Annotated in this window: 23 protein-coding genes; 9 read left to right on the top strand and 14 right to left on the bottom strand. The window is 67.5% G+C overall.

Going from position 1 to position 22,842, the window contains the following annotated elements; all coding sequences use genetic code 11:
- The first annotated feature begins 83 nt into the window (after nucleotides 1-83).
- Entirely contained in the window at nucleotides 84-485 is a 402-nt protein-coding gene (locus ACYKG1_RS00945) for a hypothetical protein (RefSeq protein ID WP_478471523.1), read from the top strand.
- 3 nt (nucleotides 486-488) lie between these two features.
- Nucleotides 489-935, top strand: coding sequence for a 3-dehydroquinate dehydratase (locus ACYKG1_RS00940; RefSeq protein ID WP_004153636.1), 447 nt, complete (start codon nucleotides 489-491; stop codon nucleotides 933-935).
- Nucleotides 936-1,011: 76 nt separating this feature from the next.
- Here the strand turns inward: ACYKG1_RS00940 and dcp are convergent, their stop codons facing one another.
- The 3 genes from dcp to arfB form a co-directional block, all read right to left on the bottom strand.
- The gene (gene dcp / locus ACYKG1_RS00935) at nucleotides 1,012-3,168 is read right to left on the bottom strand and encodes a peptidyl-dipeptidase Dcp (RefSeq protein ID WP_478471522.1); all 2,157 of its coding nucleotides are present in this window, start codon (nucleotides 3,166-3,168) and stop codon (nucleotides 1,012-1,014) included.
- 111 nt (nucleotides 3,169-3,279) lie between these two features.
- Nucleotides 3,280-3,840 (bottom strand): lysophospholipid acyltransferase family protein, encoded by a 561-nt coding sequence (locus ACYKG1_RS00930; RefSeq protein WP_226053502.1) that lies wholly within the window; start codon nucleotides 3,838-3,840, stop codon nucleotides 3,280-3,282.
- A gap of 46 nt (nucleotides 3,841-3,886) precedes the next feature.
- Entirely contained in the window at nucleotides 3,887-4,318 is a 432-nt protein-coding gene (arfB, locus tag ACYKG1_RS00925) for an alternative ribosome rescue aminoacyl-tRNA hydrolase ArfB (protein ID WP_005420755.1), read from the bottom strand.
- Between the two features lie 134 nt (nucleotides 4,319-4,452).
- Between arfB and ACYKG1_RS00920 the strand changes: the two genes are divergently transcribed.
- A complete protein-coding gene (locus ACYKG1_RS00920) occupies nucleotides 4,453-4,980 on the top strand; it encodes a DUF2059 domain-containing protein (protein ID WP_430542425.1) in 528 nt (175 codons plus the stop codon).
- 75 nt (nucleotides 4,981-5,055) lie between these two features.
- On the opposite strand, the gene ACYKG1_RS00915 is transcribed toward ACYKG1_RS00920, so the two are convergent.
- Both ACYKG1_RS00915 and ACYKG1_RS00910 read right to left on the bottom strand, forming a co-directional pair.
- Nucleotides 5,056-5,799, bottom strand: a complete 744-nt coding sequence (locus ACYKG1_RS00915) for a pseudouridine synthase (protein WP_478471520.1) — start codon at nucleotides 5,797-5,799, stop codon at nucleotides 5,056-5,058.
- Nucleotides 5,800-5,886: 87 nt separating this feature from the next.
- Complete coding sequence (locus ACYKG1_RS00910; RefSeq protein WP_478471518.1) at nucleotides 5,887-6,474, bottom strand: O-methyltransferase; 588 nt, start codon at nucleotides 6,472-6,474, stop codon at nucleotides 5,887-5,889.
- 165 nt (nucleotides 6,475-6,639) lie between these two features.
- Between ACYKG1_RS00910 and ACYKG1_RS00905 the strand changes: the two genes are divergently transcribed.
- From ACYKG1_RS00905 to ACYKG1_RS00890, 4 genes are read left to right on the top strand one after another with little or no spacing between them, the layout of a single operon-like run.
- Nucleotides 6,640-7,251: a PIG-L deacetylase family protein gene (locus ACYKG1_RS00905; RefSeq protein ID WP_478471516.1), complete on the top strand. Its 612-nt coding sequence runs from the start codon at nucleotides 6,640-6,642 to the stop codon at nucleotides 7,249-7,251.
- On the top strand, nucleotides 7,251-8,390 hold the full coding sequence (locus ACYKG1_RS00900; RefSeq protein WP_478471515.1) for a glycosyltransferase family 2 protein: 1,140 nt from the start codon (nucleotides 7,251-7,253) through the stop codon (nucleotides 8,388-8,390). The genes ACYKG1_RS00905 and ACYKG1_RS00900 overlap by 1 nt, the downstream gene beginning before the upstream one ends.
- Nucleotides 8,377-8,982 carry an LbetaH domain-containing protein gene (locus ACYKG1_RS00895; RefSeq protein ID WP_478471514.1) on the top strand — a complete coding sequence of 202 codons (606 nt, stop codon included), beginning with the start codon at nucleotides 8,377-8,379 and terminating at the stop codon, nucleotides 8,980-8,982. Before ACYKG1_RS00900 ends, ACYKG1_RS00895 begins: the two co-directional genes overlap by 14 nt.
- A gap of 4 nt (nucleotides 8,983-8,986) precedes the next feature.
- Nucleotides 8,987-9,772, top strand: coding sequence for a YaiO family outer membrane beta-barrel protein (locus ACYKG1_RS00890; protein WP_478471512.1), 786 nt, complete (start codon nucleotides 8,987-8,989; stop codon nucleotides 9,770-9,772).
- Between the two features lie 52 nt (nucleotides 9,773-9,824).
- Here the strand turns inward: ACYKG1_RS00890 and ubiB are convergent, their stop codons facing one another.
- Both ubiB and ACYKG1_RS00880 read right to left on the bottom strand, forming a co-directional pair.
- Nucleotides 9,825-11,480, bottom strand: coding sequence for a ubiquinone biosynthesis regulatory protein kinase UbiB (gene ubiB / locus ACYKG1_RS00885; protein WP_262084030.1), 1,656 nt, complete (start codon nucleotides 11,478-11,480; stop codon nucleotides 9,825-9,827).
- Nucleotides 11,477-12,112, bottom strand: coding sequence for a ubiquinone biosynthesis accessory factor UbiJ (locus ACYKG1_RS00880; protein WP_478471510.1), 636 nt, complete (start codon nucleotides 12,110-12,112; stop codon nucleotides 11,477-11,479). The genes ubiB and ACYKG1_RS00880 overlap by 4 nt, the downstream gene beginning before the upstream one ends.
- Before the next feature lie 266 nt (nucleotides 12,113-12,378).
- Here ACYKG1_RS00880 and ddlA point away from each other — a divergent pair, with 266 nt between their 5' ends.
- Nucleotides 12,379-13,473, top strand: coding sequence for a D-alanine--D-alanine ligase (gene ddlA / locus ACYKG1_RS00875; RefSeq protein WP_478471509.1), 1,095 nt, complete (start codon nucleotides 12,379-12,381; stop codon nucleotides 13,471-13,473).
- Between the two features lie 152 nt (nucleotides 13,474-13,625).
- On the opposite strand, the gene ACYKG1_RS00870 is transcribed toward ddlA, so the two are convergent.
- From ACYKG1_RS00870 to oleC, 3 genes are all read right to left on the bottom strand, one after another.
- Complete coding sequence (locus ACYKG1_RS00870) at nucleotides 13,626-13,781, bottom strand: DUF1328 domain-containing protein (RefSeq protein ID WP_005407633.1); 156 nt, start codon at nucleotides 13,779-13,781, stop codon at nucleotides 13,626-13,628.
- An 81-nt stretch (nucleotides 13,782-13,862) separates the two neighbouring features.
- Nucleotides 13,863-14,855: a 2-alkyl-3-oxoalkanoate reductase gene (gene oleD / locus ACYKG1_RS00865; RefSeq protein WP_262084033.1), complete on the bottom strand. Its 993-nt coding sequence runs from the start codon at nucleotides 14,853-14,855 to the stop codon at nucleotides 13,863-13,865.
- Entirely contained in the window at nucleotides 14,852-16,510 is a 1,659-nt protein-coding gene (oleC, locus tag ACYKG1_RS00860; RefSeq protein ID WP_100474987.1) for an olefin beta-lactone synthetase, read from the bottom strand. Before oleC ends, oleD begins: the two co-directional genes overlap by 4 nt.
- Nucleotides 16,511-16,614: 104 nt before the next feature.
- Between oleC and ACYKG1_RS00855 the strand changes: the two genes are divergently transcribed.
- Nucleotides 16,615-17,046: a YkgJ family cysteine cluster protein gene (locus ACYKG1_RS00855; protein ID WP_100474988.1), complete on the top strand. Its 432-nt coding sequence runs from the start codon at nucleotides 16,615-16,617 to the stop codon at nucleotides 17,044-17,046.
- 87 nt (nucleotides 17,047-17,133) lie between these two features.
- Here ACYKG1_RS00855 and ACYKG1_RS00850 read toward each other — a convergent pair whose 3' ends face one another.
- The 4 genes from ACYKG1_RS00850 to ACYKG1_RS00835 all read right to left on the bottom strand — a co-directional run bounded on the left by ACYKG1_RS00850 (nucleotide 17,134) and on the right by ACYKG1_RS00835 (nucleotide 22,546).
- Nucleotides 17,134-18,024: an alpha/beta fold hydrolase gene (locus tag ACYKG1_RS00850; protein WP_478471506.1), complete on the bottom strand. Its 891-nt coding sequence runs from the start codon at nucleotides 18,022-18,024 to the stop codon at nucleotides 17,134-17,136.
- 117 nt (nucleotides 18,025-18,141) lie between these two features.
- Nucleotides 18,142-19,158, bottom strand: a complete 1,017-nt coding sequence (locus ACYKG1_RS00845) for a 3-oxoacyl-ACP synthase III (RefSeq protein WP_014035559.1) — start codon at nucleotides 19,156-19,158, stop codon at nucleotides 18,142-18,144.
- Nucleotides 19,159-19,261: 103 nt separating this feature from the next.
- The gene (locus ACYKG1_RS00840) at nucleotides 19,262-19,579 is read right to left on the bottom strand and encodes a DUF4156 domain-containing protein (RefSeq protein WP_100474990.1); all 318 of its coding nucleotides are present in this window, start codon (nucleotides 19,577-19,579) and stop codon (nucleotides 19,262-19,264) included.
- Nucleotides 19,580-19,696: 117 nt separating this feature from the next.
- The gene (locus ACYKG1_RS00835) at nucleotides 19,697-22,546 is read right to left on the bottom strand and encodes a M16 family metallopeptidase (protein WP_478471504.1); all 2,850 of its coding nucleotides are present in this window, start codon (nucleotides 22,544-22,546) and stop codon (nucleotides 19,697-19,699) included.
- Nucleotides 22,547-22,842: the final 296 nt, after the last annotated feature.

Genomic DNA, 22,842 nt, shown 5'->3' with positions numbered 1-22,842 from the left:
TGGGGGCCGGGCATCGCACCTTTACGGCCCCCGCGCGCATCGTGTGCCCACCGCGCCACACGGCGCATTCCGCAAGGTGTTGTATGACCCTCCTGGTGATCCGCCACGCGTCGGCGTCGGCGCCGCGCCCGAAGCTGCCGGCGCAGCTGAGCGGCCATCGCGTGCTGTGCAGCGACTGCGCCAGCCTGTCCGAGGTACACCAGTGCCTGTGCCAGCCGCAGGCGCGCTCGGCCGACTGGATACTGCTGGATGTCGGCGCCGCCGACGAGGCGCAATGGCAGGCCGAAGGTGGCGCGCTGCAGGCGGCGCTGGAACGGCTGCCGGCGCAGTACATCGAGCTGCAGGCCCCCGCCGAGCCCGGCCTGGAAGCACGCCTGCGCCTGCAGCATGGCCCCGCCGCGGTGGTGGTCGACCAGCGCAGCCAGCAGGCCGGGTACCCGCTGTCGCTGGCCATCGTCGGCCGCCGCCTGGCGCAGGAGGGCTGAGCCATGTCGATCTTCATCATCCGTGGCCCGGAAGCGGCCGGTGCGCTGATCCGCACGGCAATGCCGCTGCCGGCACCGGTACTGAAGTCACTGGTGCATCGGGCGATCGACGCCGGCACCAGCGTGGCGATCCGTGCCTGCGGTTCGGAACAGGAACTGCTGGATGCCCTGCGCGTGGCCGACCACAGCCGTGGCGAGGTGACCCTGCTTGACCCGGGTGCGTGTGCCAACAGCCTGCGCCTGCAGCGCCTGCTGCCGTACCTGCACAACGCTTACGTGGAAGTGCATGACGACGGCGCGGTGGCCGAGCCGTGCCTGCCGGCCGGTGTCGGCCAGCGGCTGGGCATCGCCGCCGGGTATGGCGCGCAGAGCTATGTGCTGGCGCTGGATATCGCGCTGGATCACCTGGGCCTGGCCGAGCAGGCGAACCGCGTGCACGTGGGCACGTAACGCTTTTGCAGCGTCGAGCCATGTTCGACGCTACACAACGAAAAACGGCGGGGTTGCCCCCGCCGTTTTCGCTTTCTTACTTCAGCCCGCGGAACTTCAGCAGCGGTTCCACCGACGGGTCCTTGCCGCGGAAATCGCGGTACAGGGTCGACAGCTCCACGCTGTTGCCGCGCGAGAGGATCTTGTCGCGGAACTCCTGGCCGTTGGCCGCAGTCAGGCCACCATGTTCGGTGAACCACTGGTAGGCGTCATGGTCGAGCACTTCGGCCCAGAAGTAGGCGTAGTAACCCGCCGAGTAACCGCCCCCCCAGATGTGGTCGAAGTAGGTGGTGCGGTAACGCGGCGGCACCTGCGGCAGGTCGACCTTGAACTTCTTCAGCGCGCTGGCTTCAAAGGCGCCGACATCCTGCAGCGGCGCATCAGCCTTCTGCGTGTGCCAGGCCAGGTCCAGCAGTGCGGCCGACAGGTACTCGGTGGTCGCATAGCCCTGGTTGAAGCTGCGTGCCTTGAGGATCTTGTCGACCAGCTCCTGCGGCATCGCCTCGCCGGTCTTGTAGTGCTTGGCGTAGTTGGCGAACACCTTCGGATCCAGCGCCCAGTGCTCGTTGAACTGCGACGGGAACTCGACGAAGTCGCGCGAGGTGGCGGTGCCGGCGATCGACGGGTACTTCACGTTCGAGAACATGCCGTGCAGCGCATGGCCGAACTCATGGAACAGGGTGGTGACGTCGTCGAAGCTGATCAGCGCAGGCTGGCCGGCGGCCGGCTTGGTGAAGTTGCAGACGTTGTAGACCACCGGCTTGGCACCGGTCAGGCCATCCTGTTCGACGAACACGTCCATCCAGGCGCCACCGGACTTGCTGTCACGCTTGAAGTAGTCGGTGTAGAACAGGGCCAGCGAAGTGCCGTCCTTGTCGAATACTTCGTACACCTTCATGTCCGGGTTGTAGGTCGGAATGTCGGTGCGCGGCTTGAAGGTGATGCCGTACAGCTGGGTGGCGGCGTAGAAGACGCCGTTCTGCAGCACGTTGTCCAGTTCGAAGTACGGCTTGATCTGCGACTCGTCCAGATCGTACTTGGCCTTGCGCACCTGCTCGGCGTAGAAGTCCCAGTCGGAGGCAGCAACCTGGAACCCACCCTTCTGCGCGTCGATGACCTTCTGGATCTCGCCGGCTTCGGCGCGGGCCTTGGCGGTGGCGGCCGGCACGGTATCGGTCAGCAGCTTGAGCGCGGCGGCCGGGGTCTTGGCCATCTGGTCGCCCAGCTGGTAGTCGGCGAAGGTGTCGAAGCCGAGCAGCTTGGCCTTCTGCGCACGCAGCTGGGCCAGGCGCTGCACGGTCTGCCGGGTGTCATTGGCATCACCACGCTCGGCGCGGGTTTCCGAGGCCTTCAGCACGGCGGCACGCTGGTCGCGGTCGCTCAGTGAGCTGAGCACCGGCTGCTGGGTGGTGTTCTGCAGCGGCAGCAGGAACTTGCCATCCAGCTTGCGGTCCTTGGCGGCGGCCGCCGCGTTGTTGATCGCATCCTCATCCAGGCCGGCCAGCTTGGCCTTGTCGTCGACGACGACGGCAGCAGCAGCGGTGGCGGCCACCAGGCGGGTGTGGAACTGGGTGGAGAGCGTGGTCTCTTCCACGTTGAGCTTGCGCAGGGTCGCCTTGTCGGCGTCGGACAGCTGCGCGCCGGCGCGCACCAGGCCGTCGTAGTAGTGCTCGACCAGGCGCTTCTGCACCGGATCCAGCTCCAGCGCGTCACGCTGGTCGTACAGCGACTTCACGCGCGCGAACAGCTTGGGGTCGAGGTTGATCTCGTCCTGGTGCGCGGCCAGTTTCGGCGCCACCTCTTCCTGGATCTTCTGGCGCGCATCGTTGGTATCGGCCTGGACCAGGCCGAAGAAGATGCGCGACACGCGGTTCAGCGTCTCGCCGCTGCGCTCCATCGCCACGATGGTGTTGTCGAAGGTGGCCGGCTCGCTGCTATCGGCGATCTTGCGCACGTCGGCCAGGTGCTGGCGCATGCCTTCTTCGAACGCCGGCAGGTAGTCGCTGTCCTTGATCTTGTCGAACTGCGGTGCCTGGAACGGCAGCGTGCTCGCACTCAGCAGCGGATTGGTGGAGGCTTCAGCCGGCTGCTGGGCCGGGGCTTTCTGGGCATCGGACACGGGGGTGGACTCCTTGCCGGAACAGGCCGCCAGCGCCAGGCTGATGGCGGCGGCCAGGACTACGGTACGCGACATGTAAAACACTCCTTGGGCAGACGGTACGGGATACCAGCCCTCCACCCTACTCCTGTCGCGTTCGCCCGGCATGTGCCGGACGTGGCGTCTATGCGGCGGCCTGCGGCCCGCTCAGACCGTGCCGCGGGTCTTGCCGATCCACGGCCGGTAGAACTCGCGGATGGCGGCCATGTCGGCCGCGTCGTCGCCGCTCGGCGTGAACAGCGGGCCGATGCCGATGGTCTTTTCCGGATAGTGGAAATACGCAGCCAGGATCGGCACGTCGGCCATCCGGGCGATTTTCAGGAAGCCGGCCTTCCAGTCCTTCACCGCCTTGCGGGTGCCCTCGGGCGTGATGGCGAACCACATCTTCTCGTTGTTGCGCAGCAGGTCCACGGCCTGGCCGACGGTGCCCTGCGGCGAGCTGCGATCCAATGGGATCACGCCCAGCTTGTGCAGCAGCGGGCCCAGCGGCCACCAGAACAGCGAGGCCTTGCCCAGCACCTTCACCTTCATGCCCAGCGCGATCTTGGCCGCCATGCCCCACAGGCCATCCCAGTTGGACGAGTGCGGCGCGATGATGAAGACCAGCCGGGGGATGTCAGGCAGGGTACCGGTCACCTTCCAGCCACCCATGCGCAGGGTGCAGCGCGCCAGCCAGCGCAGGAAGGCGTTGGGTTTGACCTGCGGCATCTGCGGCGGCACGGCCGGCAGCAACGAAGTCGGGTTGTTCAAGCAATCACTCCCAGTCACGTGATGAGCGCCCGCGCTTGATCTGCGCGCGCCCGCGTTTGGCGTCCAGACGACGCAGTTTCGACCCGAGGGTCGGCTTGGTGGCCTTGCGCGGCTTTGGCACGCTCAGCCCGGCCTGGATGAAGGCCGCCAGCCGCTCGCGCGCATCCTCGCGATTGCGATCCTGGGTGCGGAAACGTTGCGCGTCGATGACCAGCACGCCTTCGCCGGTCATGCGCCGGTCACGCCGCGCCAGCAGGCGCGCGCGCAACGGTTCGGGCAACGAGGGCGAGTTGGCCACATCGAAACGCAATTCCACCGCAGTGGAGACCTTGTTGACGTTCTGGCCACCGGCGCCGCTGGCACGCACGAACCGCTCGACGATCTCGCCGTCGGGGATTTCAAGCTGCGCGCTGATGGTGACCGGTCCACTGCCCATCCGCGCATTGTAGCGGCAGGCACGCGGTGGAGTGCGGCATCGCGCCCCGTATGCCGCCGATCAGGTACCGAACACGCCGCCTTCGCCTTGGCTGCAGGTATGCTGGCCGTCCCATGTACCGCAGGAAGCCCCGCATGACCCGCCTCGCACCCGCCCTGCCGTCCCTGCTGCGCCGCGCCGCCCTGCTGCTGGTGCTGGCCGTGGCCAGCGTTCCGGCCCTGGCCGCCCCGCCGACCGACGGCGACATCAACCGCCTGCTGTCGGCCTCGCGGGCGCAGAGCATGATCGACACCATGGTGCCGCAGATCGAAGCCATGCAGCAGCAGCAGTTCCAGCAGGTGGCCGCGCAGCGCCAGCTCAATGCGCAGCAGCAGGAACAGCTGAAGCGGATCCAGGCCCGGACCAGCCAGACCCTGCGCCAGGCGATGTCGTGGCAGCAGCTGCGGCCGATGTACGTGGACCTGTACAAGAAGACGTTCAGCAAGGAAGACGTGCTGGCGATGGCCGAGTTCTACGAGAGCCCGGCGGGCCAGAGCCTGCTGGACAAGACCCCGGCGCTGATGCAGAACGTGGTGGTGGCGATCCAGGCACGCATGCAGCCGCTGTTTGCAGACCTGCAGAAAGACCTGGAAGCGATCGTCAACGAGCCTGAAAAGAAGTGAGGTCGTGCCAGCCGCTGGCCGGCTCCCCGGTACGCCTGGGATCGTGCAGCTGCCGGCCAACGGCCAGCACGGCCGTCAGGCCTGTTCCACCTGCCAGCCGAACAGGTCCAGCGCCTTCTGGAATTCGCGGTCCAGCGGCGCACTGACGTCCACGTTGCCGCCCTCCGGATGCGGAAAGCGCAGCCGCTCGGCGTGCAGCAGCATGCGGTGCACGCCCTGCATGCGGAAGATGCGGTTGTGGCGCCCATCACCGTGGCTGGTGTCGCCGATCATATGGTGCGAGAGATGCTTGAGGTGCCGGCGGATCTGCCGGAAACGCCCGGTCTGCGGCTGGCAGCGCAGCAACGCGTAACGTGAGCTGGCGAATTCGCCCACCGGCACCGACAGTTCGCCGGTGGCCAGGCGCTGGAAATCGGTGATCGCCGGCTTCTTCACCGGCTTGCCCGGCCCACCGTCCAGATCATGGTCCACCTGCCAGGATGACTCGGCCGGCCAGCCACGGCAGACCGTCAGGTAGTCCTTGGCCACTTCACCGCCCATCAACGCCTTGCCCAGCGCACTGGCGGTCTCGCGGTCGAAGGCCAGCAGCAGGCAGCCACTGGTGGCGCGGTCCAGGCGGTGCACCAGGAAGATCGGCCGCCCCAGCTGCTCGCGCAGGCGGTCGGCCAGGAAATCATCCTCGCCACGGGCCAGCTTGCTGTCGTGGACCATCAGCCCGGCCGGCTTGTTGACCACGGCCAGGCGCGCATCCAGATGCAGCAGCTGCAGGGGCGCGGTTTCGGTCTCGACCGCGGCGAGGGTGTCAGGTTCGGTACTCACCGCGGGATTATAAGGGCGGCCTGTATGGGGTCAGATCCCTTTTCCGCAGGAAAAGGGATCTGACCCCGGGTTTGTGGCACGCGGCAGTCAGGCGTTGCGCACGGCCAGCAGCTCGCCGTTGCCCACCGGCACCAGGCTGGTGCCGAAGTCCTGATCGGCATCCAGCAGCGTGCGCAGCGGCGCCATCTGCTCGGCATGCGAGAGGGCGTTGTCCACCACCAGCAGGCCCCCCGGACGCAGCACGCGGCGCAGCTGCGGCCACCAGCCGGCGTACTGTTCGCGGTCCGAATCGAGGAACAGCAGATCGATGCTGGCATCAGCGGCCTGCGCCAACCAGAGCCCGGCATCGCGCTGCACCAGCGTGATGTGCGCGGCCAGTCCGCTGCGCGCGAACGTTGCCCGCGCCATCGCCCCCTTGTCGTCAGCAGATTCCAGCGTGGTCACGTGGCCATCGATGGCGGCGGCCGCTTCGGCCAGCCACAGCGTGGAGTAGCCATTGGAGGTGCCGATCTCCAGCACGCGCCGCGCCTGCCCGAAACGCACCAGCACCGACAGGAATTCACCGGTATCCGGCGTGATGTTGAGCATGCGGCGGCCCCGCTCGGTTTCACGCCCGTCGTTTTCGGCGCCGAAACGCGCCAGTTCGTCCTTCAATTCCGAAAGCCGCATCGTCATCGCTTCTTTCATCTGCCGCAGCATGGGTGAGCATTGTGACCTGCCTGCCCACATTTCGTATTCCTCCTAGCCCTGCGCCGCGTTCACATTGCGATAGTTCCCGCCTTCTTCGCGCGGGTCGGTCCACCTGCCCGCGGCCCTCTTGGTTTGCGCAAGGACACGGCCATGGTTCTCGACATTCTGGCAATCGGCGCCCACCCCGACGACATCGAGCTCGGTTGCGGTGGCAGCCTGGCCAAGCTCGCCCGCGCCGGCGCGCGCGTCAACGCGTTGGTGCTCAGCCGCGGCGGCCGGGGCTGCCATGCCGGTGTCGATCGCAGTGACGAATCGCACCGCGCGCTGCGCCGCCTCGGCGTCACCCAGGTGATCCAGCAGGATTTTCCGGACACCGGTTTTCCCGCCTGCCGCAACGACATCGTCGCAGCGATCGAGCAGGCCTGCGCCCTGATCACGCCACAACGCGTCTACACGATGTGTGGTGAGGATCATCACCAGGACCATCGCACCGTCCACGAAGCGTCGATCATCGCCTGCCGCAGTATCCCGCAGATCCTCTGCTACGAGAGCCCCAGCACCCTGCCGCAGTTCGCGCCGCAGGTGTTCGAGGACATCAGCGCACAGCTGGAGCTGAAGATCCGTGCACTGCGTGAGCATGCCAGCCAGGGCGATCGCCACTACATGCAGGAAAGCCACCTGCGCTGCCATGCGCAGTTCCGCGGCCAGCAGATCGGCATCGGCCCCAGCGAGGGCTTCCAGCCCTACCGGTTGGTGCTGTGATGAAGACGCTGCTGTTCCTGGCCATGTGTGCCTTCATCCTGGTGCGGGTGTGCATGCAGGCCTCGCGTCGACCCAGCACGCGCCTGTACAGCATCGATGCGATCGTGCCGGCCTACAACGAGGCCCCCTGCCTGGAGCGCTCGCTGACCAGCCTGCTGCAGAACCCCTACGTGGCGCGGGTGATCTGCGTCAACGATGGCTCCACCGACAACACGGCCCAGGTGCTCGATGCACTGCAGGCGCGATGGCCCGAGCGCCTGGTGGCGGTCCACCAGGCCAACACCGGCAAGGGGGGCGCGCTGATGCATGGCCTGCGGCACGCCAGCGCCGAGCAGGTGTTCCTGACCGACGCCGACACCCACATCGATCCGCACGGCCATGGCCTGGGCCACCTGCTGGAGGAGATCGAACGCGGCGCCGATGCCGTCGGTGGCGTGCCTTCGTCCAGCCTGCAGGGTGCGGGCTTCCTGCCGCATGTGCGCGCCAGCCTGAAGCTGCCGATGATCGTCATCAAGCGCAGCTTCCAGCAGTGGCTGGGCGGTGCACCGTTCATCGTCTCAGGCTCGTGTGGCCTGTTCCGTACCTCGGTACTGCGCAAGGTCGGCTTCTCCGACCGCACGCGTGTGGAAGACCTGGACATGTCCTGGTCGCTGGTCGCGCAGGGCTACCGTGTCCGCCAGAGCGTGCGCTGCGTGGTCTACCCGCAGGAATGCAACACGCTGGTGGAAGAATGGCGGCGCTGGCGACGCTGGATCGTCGGCTATGCGGTGTGCATGCGCCTGCATCGCGGCCTGCTGCTGACTCGCTTCGGTTTCTTCAGCATCCTGCCGATGATGCTGCTCGCCCTCACCGGCATCGTGATGTCGTTGCAGGTCTGGTTCGGCGCGGTCCTGCTGCATGGGCCTGGCGGCCTTGCCCTGTCGCTGATGCCGGTGTTCTGGATCGGCATCGTCATGTTGCTGGCGGTGATCAGTGCGATCCACCATCGTCGCGCATGGCTGGTGCCGGCCGCCGCGTTCTCGATGCTGTATGTGCTGCTCGCCTACGCGATCTGGCTGATGCACGGCCTGGCCGGGCTGTTCACCGGCCGCGAACCGGCGCGCGACAAACCGACCAGGTATCCGCATGTGGTGGAATGACCTCGCCACCATGGCCGATGGGCTTTCGGCGCTGGCACCCCACGCCGATTCCAGCGCACAGGTTTCGCCACGCGCGATAGTGCAGGGCCACGTGCGGATCGGTGCCGGCAGCCGCATCTGCGACGGCGCCCAGCTGCAGGGGCCGGTATCGATCGGTCGCGACTGCCTGATCGGCAACAACGTGCTGCTGCGCGGCCCAATGCACATCGGTGATGGTGTGCGCATCGGCTTTGCCAGTGAACTGAAGAACGCACTGATCGGTGACGGCGTCTGCATTGGTCCGCAGTGCTTCATCGCCGACAGCCGCATCGACGCCCGCGCCTACCTGGGTGCGCTGGTGCGCACCAGCAACCATCGCCTGGATGGCGCGACGGTCGCCGTCCACATCGGCGACACCGTCATCGACAGCCAGCGCGACAAGCTCGGCGCCTGGATCGGTGAAGGCGCCGCGCTGGGTGTCGGCGTGATCGTCCTGCCGGGTCGTATCGTCGCGCCGGGCAGCCAGTTCGGCCCGCGCATCACCGTGGAACGAAACCTGCCACCCGGTCGCTACCGACTGCTGCAGTCGCTGCATTCCCAACCCCTGGAGTAACCCCATGCGATTGATCCTCCGTGGCGCGCTGCCGTGCGCCCTGCTGCTGGCTGTGTCCAGCGCCCATGCCGGCATCGACCGGATCTCGGTGCAACTGGACCATGCCGACTACACCGCTGGCTTCGGCAAGCGTGATGTACAGACCGTGGACCTGGCCGGCCGCAGCGGCGACAGCCGCTGGCACCTGGGCCTGGCCCATGGCGAACGCGACTACGGCAGCAAGCGCTTCGGCGGCAACCGCGTGCAGGGCTCGCTGCACCAGCGCTGGAACCCGCGCCTGTCCACCCGCACTGCCTTCACGGCGTCCAACGATGACCCGGTGTTCGTCAACCGCCAGATCAACCAGGACGTCCAGTGGAAGGTGGCACCGCAGACCGTGCTGAGCGTGGGCGGCAAGTACGCCCAGTACCATGCCGGCGCGTACGTGAGCGGCTGGTCGGTGGGCGCAGCGCATTACTTCCCGCGCGTGACCGCCTCTGTGCGCCACGAGCGGCATCGCCAGTCCAATGGCCCCGATGGCCATGGCACCACGCTGTCACTGCGCCTGAAGGATGGGCAAGGCCGTGGTTCGACCCAGCTGTGGCTGGGCAGCGGCACCTCCGGCTATACCGCCGACTCCGACCCGCTGCTGCTGCGCGAGCACGATGCACGTCGCGCTTTCCTGCGCCGCAGCCAGCCGCTGGGCGAGCATCTGGTGCTGGACATGGGCATCGGCAAGACCTGGCACAAGACACGCCTGGACCGCTTCCAGAGCGTGCAGTCGCACCTGGGCCTGGGCTACCACTGGTAGATCCGCGATCGGTCGGCAGCGTGCGTCGCCGCCGACCCTCGACCAACCGGGATCAGCGCCACCACGCGCGCGCCAGCGCCAGCACGCCGACGGCACCGGACACCCAGCTCCACATCGGCAGGTCGCCCCAGTACCAACCCGGCGGCTGCAGCACGTACATCAACGCGGCGATGGCCAGCAGGCCGACGCCGGTGATCGCACCCACCGCGTGCTTCTGCAGGCGCTGCACGCTGGCATCGAGCGCGACCAGATCGCGCGAGCGCATCGCCAGCTCATGGCGGCCCTCCACCTGCTGGGTCAGCCAGGCGTGCACCAGGCGCGGCATGTCCGGCGCATGGGTCATGATCTCCGGCAGGCGCTTGCCGATCTCGCGCACCACCCGCCGCGGGCTGTAGCGTTCGCGCAGGATCCTGGCCAGCACTGGCTTGGCCACCGCCCAGATGTCGATCTGCGGATCCAGCTGGCGGCCGACACCCTCGATGTTCAGCAGGGTCTTCTGCAGCAGGATCAGCTGCGGCTGCAGGGTCAGCTGGTAGCGCTGCGCCACGCGGAACAGCTTCATCAATACTTCGGCCAGCGAGATCTGCGACAGCGGACGGGTGAAGTACGGCTCGCACACCGAACGCACCGCCGCTTCCAGGTCATCGATGCGTACGTTGTCCGGCATCCAGCGCGCCTGCACGTGCAGTTCGGCGATGCGGCGGTAGTCGCGGTTGAAGATGGCCATGAAGTTCTCGGCCAGGTAGTACTGATCTTCCTGCGACAGCTGGCCCATGATGCCGAAGTCCAGCGCGATGAAGCGCGGATTGGCACGGCGCGACGGATCGGTGTCGACCCAGATGTTGCCGGCGTGCGCATCGGCATGGAAGAAGTTGTCGCGGAACACCTGGGTGTAGAACACCCGCACGCCCTTGGCGGCCAGCGCCTTGCGGTCGATGCCGGCCTTGTCCAGTGCGGTGATGTCGTCGGACGGAATGCCCCACACGCGCTCCAGGGTCAGCGCGCGCTCGGCGGTATGGCTCCAGATCACTTCCGGCACGTACAGGTCGTCGCTGTTTTCCCAGAAGCGGCGCAGCACGCTGGCATTGGCGCCCTCGCGCTGCAGGTCCAGCTCGGCGGCCAGGGTGTTCTCGACTTCGGCCACCACTTCGCGCGGGCGGATCTTGTCGGCACGCGGGTGGGTGCGCTCGACCAGGGCGGCCAGCGAGTTGAGCAACGCGATGTCGGCGTCGATCTGCTTCTCGATGCCCGGGCGCAGCACCTTGACCACCACCTGGCGGCCATCGGCCAGCGTGGCCGCATGCACCTGCGCGATCGAGGCCGAGGCCAGCGGTTCGGTATCGAAGCTGGCGAACGCCTCGCTGACCGGCAGGCCAAGTGCTTCCTCGACGATGCGGCGCGCGGTATCGCCGTCGAACGGCTTGACCCGGTCCTGCAGCAGGGTCAGTTCGTTGGCCACGTCCGGCGGCACCAGGTCGCGGCGGGTGGACAGGATCTGGCCGAACTTGACGAAGATCGGGCCGAGATCCTGCAGCGCCAGGCGCAGGCGGGCGCCGCGCGACTGCGACGCGATGCTGGCCGAGGCACGCGGTACGAACGGCTTGGCCAGCCGCAGCCAGCGCTCGGCCGGCGTGCCCTGCAGCAGGTCGTCGAGGCGGTAGCGCAGGATCACCCGGCCGATGCGGCTGGCCCGCAGCACGGCCTTCATGCGGCACCCCGCAGGCGCTGCACGCGCGCGCCGAGACGCTCGACATCGTCACGCAGCACGTCCACATCATCGTGGAAGGCATCCAGTTCGGCGCGTGGCACCACGTCGCGTGATTCCTCGGTGATGAATTCGGCGGCGCTGTGGGCCAGATCGACCGCACCCTGGCGCGCATGCTGCAGGGCGCTGCGCAGGGTGTTGGCCACCTGCACGCCCAGCACTTCACCGAATACGCTGACGAACGGCTGCTGCCAGTCTGGATCGAAGCCCTTGGCCAGCTGCTGCAGGCGGCGCGCGAGTTCGGCGTCGCCGGCCACGCGTACGCGCCCCTTGACGTTGTTGTCACCGCGCCGAGCATTGGCCAGCAGCGGCAGCTGCGCCAGCACCCCGGCCAGGCTGCTGCGCACGGCCAGGTCGGCTTCCTGCCCATCCACCGGGCCGACCCGCAGCTGGTCGCCGTCGACGCTGATGCGCATCGCCAGCGACGGCGCTTCCAGGGTCAGGTCGATGTGCCGGCCATCGAGGCTGGCCAGTGCATGGCGGGTATCCGGATCCAGCGCCAGCGCGCGGTTCAGGGCGATCTGCAGGGCGCGGCCAGCGACCGGCTTGAGGGACTTGAGCAGGGAAAGAGCCATGTGCGCATTCTACCTGCGTGGGTGGGGGGCTTGGGCCGGGCGGCCGCCCGGCACCCGCAGAGGCAACGGCAACGGCAACAGCCGAAGCAACAGCAACAGCGGGCATTCCGTGGGTTGGCGGGGTGGGTCCGGTGGGTGTCGACCTTGGTCGACACGCTAGATCCACGCCATGCGTGGATGGATTTCTGGTTCATCTGTGCCTCACGCGGGGGGCCGATGAAGGTTCATGCTATGAGGCCACGCAACGCACAGGACACCGCAGCACCATGGCACGGACCCGGGTCGGCATCATCTTCGGGGGCAAGTCCTCCGAGCACGAAGTTTCGCTGCAGTCGGCGAAGAACATCCTTGATGCGCTTGATCGCGAGCGCTTCGAGCCGGTGCTGGTCGGCATCGACAAGCAGGGCCAGTGGCATCTGAGCCAGCCGGACACCTTTCTGATCAACGCCGATGATCCGTCGCGCATCGCCCTGCATCGCTCGGGCCAGTCGCTGGCGGTGCGCCCGGGTGCCGAGCAGGCACAGCTGCAGCCCTCCGACGCGGCCAGTGCACTGGGGCAGATCGACGTCGTGCTGCCCATCGTACACGGGCCACTGGGCGAGGACGGTGCGCTGCAGGGCCTGCTGCGCATGGCCAACCTGCCCTTCGTGGGTTCGCCGGTACTAGGCTCTGCGGTGGCGATGGACAAGGACGTGACCAAGCGCCTGCTGCGCGACGCCGGGTTGCGGGTGGCGCCGTGGCTGTGCATCCGTCGCCCCCAGGCGGCGGCGGTCGATGTCGATGCGGTGATCGCGCAGCTCGGCCTGCCGCTGTTCGTGAAGCCTGCCAACCAGGGGTCATCGGTGGGCGTGAGCAAGGTCAAGGACGCGGCGGCTTTCGCCGAGGCACTCGAACTGGCATTGCGCTATGACCACAAGGTGCTGGTGGAATCGGCGGTGGTCGGCCGCGAGATCGAGTGCGCGGTGCTGGGCAACGAACACCCACAGGCCAGCCTGTGCGGCGAGGTGGTGGTACACGACGAGTTCTACGCCTACGACACCAAGTACATCAACGAAGCGGGCGCCGAAGTGGTGGTACCCGCGGATATCGATGCTGCAACCCAGGCGCGCATCCAGCAGGTCGCGCTGCAGGCCTACCAGGCGCTGGAGTGTGCGGGCATGGCGCGCGTGGACGTGTTCCTCACCGCGGGCGGCGACATCATCATCAACGAGGTCAACACGCTGCCCGGCTTCACCCGCATCAGCATGTACCCGAAGTTGTGGGGTGCCAGCGGCGTGAATTACACCACGCTGATCACGCGCCTGATCGAACTGGCGCTGGAGCGCCATGCAGCCGATCGTGGATTGCACAGCGCCGTGTAGGAGCGCTCGCTGTCTCTGTAGAGTCGAGCCATGCTCGACTGCTTTTCATGAGTCGAGCGTGGCTCGACGCTACAAAGAGGCGTGCCGACCAACGGTCGGCACCCACCGGAAAGAACAGTGCCGGCCAGCGGCCGGCACTACCCTGCGGTCTTCTAGCCGCGCTTCCGGAACATCGAGATCACCGCAAGGATCAGGAACACCACGAACAGGATCCAGGCGATGTTCGTTGCGGCCCCGGCAATGCCGGAGAACCCCAGAACGGCGGCGATGATGGCGATGACAAAGAAGATGATGGCGTAGTGCAGCATGGCGCTCCTCGCGGGTGGTCGAGCCTTGGATGGCGTGGGTCCATCCTCCCGTTCCCGCGGTGTGCAACCAGTGATGGCGATCTATGCAGCAGATGAAGCCTTCAGCCTGCGCAGCCCTTCTTCGATGCTGACCTGCGGCACATAGCCGAAATCGCGGCGGGCCGGCTCCATGCTGTACCAGTGCGGCGTGCACAGCTGCTCGGCCAGGAAGCGGGTCAGCGGCGGCTCGCCGCGCAGGCGCAGCAGCGGCCACAGCCGTTCGCAGATCGCACCGATGCGATACGCGGTCTTGAAGCTGATCGCCTTGTCCACCGTCGGCGCGCCAACCGCGGCCAGCAGCTTGTTGACCAGCTCGCGCATCGGCAGCGGCTCGCCGTTGGAGATGAAGTAGGCCTTGCCCGCACACGCAGCGCCCGGTGCCAGCGCTTCGAAAGCGAGGAAATGCGCGAGCGCGGCGTTGTCGATGTAGGTGGTATCCACCTTGTTGTTGCCGTCGCCCACCAGCCGCAGGCGGCCCTGCCGCGCACGCTCTGCCAGGCGCGGCACCAGTTGCTGGTCACCCGGGCCCCAGATCAGGCGCGGGCGCAGTGCCACCGTCGCCAGCGACGCATCGTTGGCGGCCAGCACGCGCTGTTCGGCGATTGCCTTGGTCGCCGCATACGGTGCCTGGAAGTCCTCGCCGTATGGCACCTCGTCAGCCCCCAGGCCTTCCACCGGATGCGTAGCGCGGTGGGTCACGCTGGGCGTTGAGGTGTAGACCAGGCGGCTGATGCCATGTGCACGGCAGGCCGCGATGACGTTGTCGGTGCCGACCACGTTGGCCTGGTGGTAGCTGTCATAGCTGCCCCAGGCGCCGGCCTTGGCGCCGTTGTGGAACACCGCATCGACGCCGGCCACCGCGTGCAGCACCGCCTGCGCATCGGCCAGATCGCCGCGGATCTGGCCCACGCCCATGGCCTGCAGCTGCGGGTAGTGGCTGCGGTTGAACGCCAGCACCTGGTGGCCACGTTCGACCAGCCCGCGGCACAGCGCCTGGCCAAGGAAACCACCACCACCGGTGACCAGGATCTTCATGCGCGCTTCTCCAGTTCGGCGCTGGCCCAGACGGCGAGCTTCTCGCGGCCGATCTTGGCGTTGTGACGGATATCGACGGGGAACGCCGGATGCATCAGGAAGTGCTGCAGGCCAGCCTCTGGCGCGCGGGCTGCAGCGTGCGCACGCAGCGCTTCCCGCAGCGCCGGGCTGTCTGACTGGCCGCGCTGCAGTTCCACGCACAGCACCGGCACCTGCGCACCCGCCGGACCAACACCAACCAGTGCCGTGCGCGCCACACCCGGCACGGTATTGAACACCGGCTCGACCTGTTCGGTGTACAGCGGCCCCTGTGCGGTTTCCACCCGGTGGGTCTTGCGGCCACAGAACCACAGGCGCCCGTGCGCATCGAAGTAGCCCACATCGCCCATGCGATGGACGATGCGGGCGCTGCCATCGGCCAGCGTCTCGCGGATCTTCGCGGCGGCGGTGGCCTGCGGCCGGTTGAAGTAGCTGTCGGTGGCCGTCGGTCCGGCCACGGTGATCTCGCCCACCTCGCCGGTGGCCAGCACACGTGCCTGCGACCAGTCGGCCAACGGTGCGTCATCGATGGCGATGATGCGCACCTCGTTCGGCTCCACCACGTTGCCCACGCAGGTACCGGCGCCGGCCTCGGTGGCCGCGCGGGTACGCTCCAGCTCGCGCCCCTCCACCACCGCCACCGGCAGGCACTCGGTGGCGCCGTACGGGGTCCAGAACTGCGCATCGGCGGGCAGCAGGCTGCGGATGGTGGCGACCACGTCGGGGGGCACCGGCGCCCCTGCCGAGGTCACCCGGGTCACCGTGGGCAATGGCCGGCCATGCCGGGCCAGCACGCGCATCAGGGCTGGCGAGCCGAACAGCTGAGTCACACCGAAGCGCTGGATGGCGTCGTGCAGGCGTGCCGGGTCGGCCTGTGCCGGCCGGGTCGGGTCCATGTCCGGAATCACCGAGGTCAGGCCCAGCGCAGGGTCAAACAGGGCGAAAGGAGGGAAGGTCGGCAGGTCCACCCCGCCCGCTTCCATGCCGAACGCGCTGCCCAGCAGCTGGATCTGGCCGACGAAGTGGCGGTGGCGGTAGACCACGCCCTTGGGCACGCCGGTGGAGCCGCTGGTGAACAGGATCGCGGCCATGTCCTCGCCATCGGTGTCGGCCAGCATCGGCCCACCGTTGGCGCCGGCGCGCTCCAGCGCAGCCAGGCTGGTCCCGCCCCAGCCGAGGCGGCGGCCGACGGTGACCAGGCGGGTCGCCGAGGGCGCCCAGCGCAGCACCAACCGCGCCACATGCGCCAGAGGGATGCCGATGAACGCCTCCGGCTGCGCCTCGTCCAGGCACTGTTTCAGCGCGCGTTTGTCGATGCCCGGATCGACCAGCACCGGCACCGCGCCCAGCTTGAACAGGGCGAACATCAGCAGGAAGAACTCCGGCGACGGCCGCACCATCACCACCGTGCGCACCCCGCGGCCGATCCCGTAGCCGGCCAGGCCGGCGGCCATGGCGTCGCTGCGGGCGTCCAGCTGGCGGTAATCCAGGGTCACATCGTAGGCGGCCATGCCGTTGCCAGCACCCCGGCGGCCTGGGCAGCGGATGGCGATCTGGTCGGGACGTTCACGCGCCAGTTCAGGCAGGCGCGCGGCAATGTTGCAGGGTCGGTTCATCCGTTCATTGTCGCCGCTTACGGAATTTCTTGCGCGGCGCTCCACTTCGTGGAAAATCCGCACCCTCGCTCCTGATTCCGACTGCCGCCCGAGGCGGCTTGCCCATGCAACACCCCTGCATGACCTGCGGCGCCTGCTGCACCCAATACCGCGTGGCCTTCCACTGGATGGAATCGGACGAGGTCACCCCCGGCGGCGTGCCGCACCAGCTGACCGAGGTGCTGGACCCGCACCGCCTGTGCATGCGCGGCACCCACTCCAAGCCGGTGCGCTGCGTGGCACTGGATGCGCAGGTCGGCGTGTACTCGCGCTGCACCATCCACCCCAACCGGCCCAGCGTGTGCCGAGAGGTGGATGCGTCGTGGGAGTACGGCAAGGCCAGCCCGCAGTGCGACAAGGCGCGCATCGCCTACGGCCTGGATCCGCTGACCCTGGCCGACTGGCGCTGGCGCGATGGCGCCGACAATGACGACGATCATCCGGACGACAACGGCAACAGCCCGTCCTCGCCGCCGCAGGCACCGATCGCTGCGTAGGGGAAGTGCCGGCCCGTGTGCCGACCAACGGTCGGCACCTGCCCATTCCCTCTTCCGGTGGATGCCGACCGTTGGTCGGCATGCCCTTCAGATCGGGTTCTTGTCCAGGAACGCGCGGATCTCCGGCACCAGCACGTCCTGCTTGTCTTCCAGCACGTAGTGCCCGGCATCCTCGAAGGCATGTACCTGGGCCCGCGGCAGCGCGGCCTGGAAGCCCCTCAGGAAGTGGTGGTCGAACACGAAGTCGCGCAGGCCCCAGCCGAGGAAGGCGGGGCGGTCGGCGAACGACGGCAGTGCCTTGCCGGCGCGTTCCAGCAGCGACCACGCCTTGTCGGACGGCGACAGCGGGATGTCCTGCATGAAACGGATGGTGCTGATGCGGTTGGCCCAGCTGTTGTACGGCGACACGTAGGCGCGGCGCACGTCGGCCGGCATCCTGCGCTCCACGCCCAGCCACGAGGCGCCGGACGAGAACGCGTTGAAGGTGCGGATGATCCACTCGCCGATCTTCCAGTGGCGGCCCAGCGCGATCTGCCACGGCATCTTCTTCGCCGCCGGCATCGGGAAGGCGGCGGTGTTGAGCACCACCAGGCGCTTCACCTGGTCGTGGTGCGACAGCGCCCAGCCGAAGCCGATCATGCCGCCCCAGTCGTGCACGGCCAGGGTCACCGGGCCGGTGATGCCCAGGTGCTTCAGCAGCGCGTCGAGATCATCCACGCGCGACTGCAGCGTGTACTCGTAGCGGCTGTCATCGGGCTTGTCCGACAGGCCCATGCCGATGTGGTCCGGCACGATGCAGCGGTACGTGTCCGACAGGCCGGCCACCAGCGTGCGCCAGTAATAGCTCCACGACGGGTTGCCGTGCACCATCACCACCACGTCGCCGTCGCGCGGGCCTTCGTCGAGATAGTTCATCGACAGGCCGGGGCGGACCTCGAAGCGCTGCGGGTGGGCGGGGTAACCGGGAAGCTGGGACATCGGATCGCACCTGTAGAAAGGGCCGGTAGAACCGGCCCTTGGACACTTGGAAAAATCATCGCTGTCCGTCGCGAGCGATTGGCCAGGCAATCACACAGCAGGTCAGCGGTGACTTTCTTACCAGACCACTTCAGCCATCGAGCAGTTCAGGCCCGAGCCGATGCCGAGCAGCGCGATGCGATCGCCCTTCTTCAGCTTGCCCAGCTGCTTGAGCTTGCTCAGCACGATCGGCACCGAGGCCGGGCCGATGTTGCCGTGCTCGCCGAAGATGGTCATGACCTTCTTCGGGTCGATGCCGAAGTTCTTGATGAACGCCGCGGTGTGCGGCTGGCTGACCTGGTGGATCACGAACTGGTCCAGCTCTTCCACGGCCCAGCCCAAGGCGATCTTGGCGGCGGTGAAGGTCTTCTGCGCCAGCTTGATGCCTTCGATCAGCAGCAGGCGGGTATCGGTGACCATGCGGTCCAGGTTGCCCAGGCACAGCTGGTTCCACTCGGTGGCCGAGCGGGTCACGCCGCCCTTGTAGCGCGGCGCATCCGGCACCAGTTCCGAGCGCGCCATCACCATCGCGGCGGCACCCGATCCGGTGGTCAGGGCGGCCAGCTCGTTGCGGAAGTCGTCGGCGGTGACGTCCGGGGCGGTCATGCGCTCCAGGGTCTTCTCGTACACCAGGTTGGCGGTCTCGCCATCCACCACCAGCGCATAGTCGATGTCGCCACGCTCGATCATGCGCGCCGCGATATCCATGCCATTGATGAAGGCCAGGCAGGCATTGGCAACGTCGAAGGTCATGCACTCGTCGCTGACGCCCAGGTTGCCGGACACGATGGAGGCCGTGGACGGCTCCAGGTAGTCGCGGCTGACCGAGGTGTTGACCAGCAGGCCCACCTGCGTCGCATCGATGCCTGCGTCTTCCAGCGCCTTGCGGCCGGCCATGGTGGCGGCATCGGACGCCAGCACGCCGTTGTCCCACAGGCGGCGGGCGTGGATGCCGGCGATATCGCCGAGCACGTCGGTGCGGATACCGAGGCGATCCAACGTCGGCTGCAGCCGCTCGTTGATTTCCTTGGTCGTCAGCGTATGCGGCGCATCAACGTGTGCCAGGCCGGCGATCGAGACATTCTTGAAGAGCATCGAGGTTAGCGCCAAGGCTCAGGCAAAAGGGGGCGCTATTCTATAACCCCCGGGGCCTTCACCGCATCTTTACGAATTCAGGCTTGGCCGTATGGTGAAGCGTTCAGCGCGGCGGGCACTGGTAGGCAGCGAAGCGCTGGCTGCCATCAGCGGGGGCCGCGGCGGCCTGCACGGCATTGGCCCCGGCGCTCGGGGCTTCGTTGCGGGCCAGGGTTTCCAGCTCTTCCTGTACGCGCAGCGGGTTGCGGTTGTAGAAGCCGACCTTGCTCTTCACGCTAACCACGACCTCGCCCTTGGCGATGCAGCCGGCCGGAACCGGGCCTGCCGGCAGCACGCGGGTCGCCTTGCCGGCCGGTTCGATCGGCACCCAGGTACAGGCAGTGACGGTGAGCAGCAGGGAGGAAAGCAGCAGAACGCGCATGGGCAGATCCTGGAAGGGTATGGGGGGATTCTGCCTGAACAGCCTGAATCGAGGGTAGCCGGGCGGAGGTCGGAGCCCTCCCGATGGGAGGGATCCGACCCCTGGCCGGGTAGTGCCTTATTTCTTCACCGGGTTGCCCTCGGCGTCGATCACCGTCACCTCGCCCAGGTTCAGCGCACGCACGGCCGCTTCGGTCTGCTTGAGGTCACCCACCACCACCCAGGTCAGGGCCTGCGGCTTGATCTCGGCAGCGGCCTGCTGCACCTGCGCCGGGGTCATCGCCTCGATCTCGGCCTTGCGACGCAGCACGTAGTCGTCCGGGCGCTTGAACTGCACGATCGAACCGATGGTCGACGCCACCGCGCTGGCGGTCTCGTAGGCACCGGGCAGGCTGAGGGTCTGGATGTTGCGGATGCGATTGATCTCCGCAGCGGTGGCCGGTTTGCTGCCATCGGCGAATGCAGCGATTTCCTTGCGCATTTCCGCCATCGCCGGCCCGGTCTTGTCGATCTGCACCGGCGCGCTGGCCATCCACGGGCGCTGGCCCACCGAGTTGATCGCGCTGCTGCGTGCACCATACGACCAGTGCTTGTCCTCGCGCAGGTTCATGTTCAGGCGCGAGGTGAAGTCACCGCCGATCACGCCGTTGGCGATGTCAAAGCGGGTCGAGCTGGTGGCACTGGACGGCGCCACCACCTGGCCGGCGAACAGGTTGGCCTGCACCGCGCCCGGCTGGTCGATCAGGAACACGCGCGGGCCCTTCGGCAATGCGACGTCGGTGGCGGCCTTCACCTGCGGGGCATCGCCCGCAGCCTTCCAGTCGCCCAGCTGCTTGTCTAGCAGCGGCACGATCTCAGCCAGGGTGGTGTCACCGACCACGATCAGGGTGCCGTTCTGCGGGCGCAGCCAGTCGTGGTGGAAGTCGACCAGGTCCTCACGGGTCAGGCCGCTGATCGCCGCCTCGTCGCCGCTGCCGGTGAACGGAATCGCATACGGGTGGCCCTTGCCGTACAGCAGCGGCGGCAGCACGCGCATCGCCACCGCACCCGGGTTGACCTTCTCCTGCTGGATGCCGGCGATCCAGCTCGCCTTGACCCGGTCGATCTCGCCCTGCTCGAAGCGCGGCTCGCGCAGCAGGTCGCGGTACAGCGCCAGCGACGGTGCCAGGTTTTCCTTCAGTGCCGACAGGTCCACGCTCATCGAGTCCAGGCCGGCCGAGGCATCCAGGCTGGCGCCCAGTGCATCAGCGGCATCGGCGAAGGCCAGCGAGCCGAGCTTGCCGGCGCCTTCGGTCATCAGGCTCATGGTGAAGTTGGCGGTGCCCGGCTTGCGGCCCTGGTCGGCGCTGAAGCCGCCCGGGAACTGGTAGCTGAACTGCACCACCGGAATCTCGTGGCGCTCGGCCAGGATCACCTGGGTGCCGTTCTTCAGCGTGGCGCGCTGCAGCGCCGGGAATTTCAGCTGCGGGAACTCGCGGGTCTGCGGCACGCCGGCCTTGCGGTCGACCTGCTCCGGCAGGGTGCTGTACTTGGGGTCCACCGCCGGCACGGTGAACGGCTTCGGCGCCTGGCTCGGGTCTTCCTTCAGCGCCACACGCTCACCCGGTGCGATCACCAGGGTGTGGCTGCCCTTGTCCAGCCACTGCGCACCCAGCCGGCTCAGATCGGCGGCACTGGCCTTCTCGATGTTGGCCAGCGAGGTGCGGAAGCAACCCGGGTCGCCGGTGAACACTGCGCACTCGGCCAGCGCATCGGCCTTGCCGCCGAAGCCACCGATGCGCTCGATGCCACGGATGAAGCCGGCGCGGGCGCCGGTCTTGGCACGCTCCAGCTCGGCCGCGGTCGGGCCCTGCTTGATCAGGCGATCCAGTTCCTCGTCGATGATCTTCTCGACCTTGGCCGGGTCCTGGCCCTGCTTGACCGTCGCCATGATCACGAAGTTCGAACCCAGCTGCGACGTCGACAGGCCCGACGCGATGCTGTCCACCAGCTTGTCCTGGTGCTGCAGGCGCTGGCTCAGGCGCGAGGACTTGGCACCGCCCAGTACCTGCGCGAACAGCTGCAGCTGATCGACATCGGTGGTGCCGACCTGCGGCACGTTCCAGGCGCGGTAGATGCGCGCCTGCGGCACCTTGTCGGTCATCGTCTCGCGCGTGTCGGCGCTGCGCTTGGCCACGTTCACGGCCGGCTGCGCCATGGTCGGGCCGGCCGGAATGCTGCCGAAGTACCTGCCGACCTTTTCCTTGGCGGTGGCCACGTCGATGTCGCCGGCCAGCACCAGCACCGCGTTGTTCGGGCCGTACCAGGTGCGGAACCAGGTCTTCACGTCATCCAGCGACGCCGCGTTCAGATCGTTCATCGAACCGATCACGCCGTGGTGATACGGATGGCCTACCGGGTACAGCGCCTTGTTGAGCTGGTCCCAGGCCTGGCCGTAGGGCTGGTTCTCGCCCTGGCGCTTCTCGTTCTGCACCACGCCACGCTGCTCGTCCAGCGCCGCCTGGTCGATCGCACCGACCAGGTGGCCCATGCGGTCCGACTCCATCCACAGCGCCATGTCCAGCGCGGTGGTGGGCACGTTCTCGAAGTAGTTGGTGCGGTCGGTATTGGTGGTGCCGTTCTGGTTGGTGGCACCGACCTGCTTGAACGGTTCGAAGAATTCGCCGTCGTGGTTTTCGCTGCCCTGGAACATCAGGTGCTCGAACAGGTGCGCAAAGCCGGTACGGCCGGCCGGTTCGTCCTTGCTGCCCACGTGGTACCAGACGTTGACCGCGACGATCGGCGCCTTGCGATCGGTATGCACGATCACGCGCAGGCCGTTGGGCAGGGTGAACTGCTCGTACGGGATATCGACCTTGGCCGGTGCCGCCGGCTTGGCGGCAAGCGCGGAGGTGGGCGCAAGCGTGCCCAGGGCGGTGCTGAGGGCGACGGCCAGCAGTGCAGCGCGCGGGCGAAGGGCGAGAGACATATCCGGATCCTTGGTCACATAGGTGAACCCCGATCCTAGCCTGCGCAGGCAACGGCAGGAATCGGTCGCCAGTCACTGGGGGTGTTTGCCCTGGAGGCCATCCGGCCCGGCCCATCCGCAGGGCCTGAACCGTCACATGCGCCGACTGAAAGCGTCCGGACAGTGTCCGCGGCAGATCGAATGGACAGGTGTCCGCCCACCGGACACTTTTCGATTACCAGAAAACCCTTGTAAATCAATAGCTAAAAGTTGGCACAGGGATTGCTTGGTACTTCCTGCGCCAAGAAGGGCTTCAG

Source organism: Stenotrophomonas sp. 85239_Sma (assembly GCF_056481725.1).
Note: the sequence above shows the minus strand (reverse complement) of the source record. Positions and strands in the feature narration are given on the sequence as shown.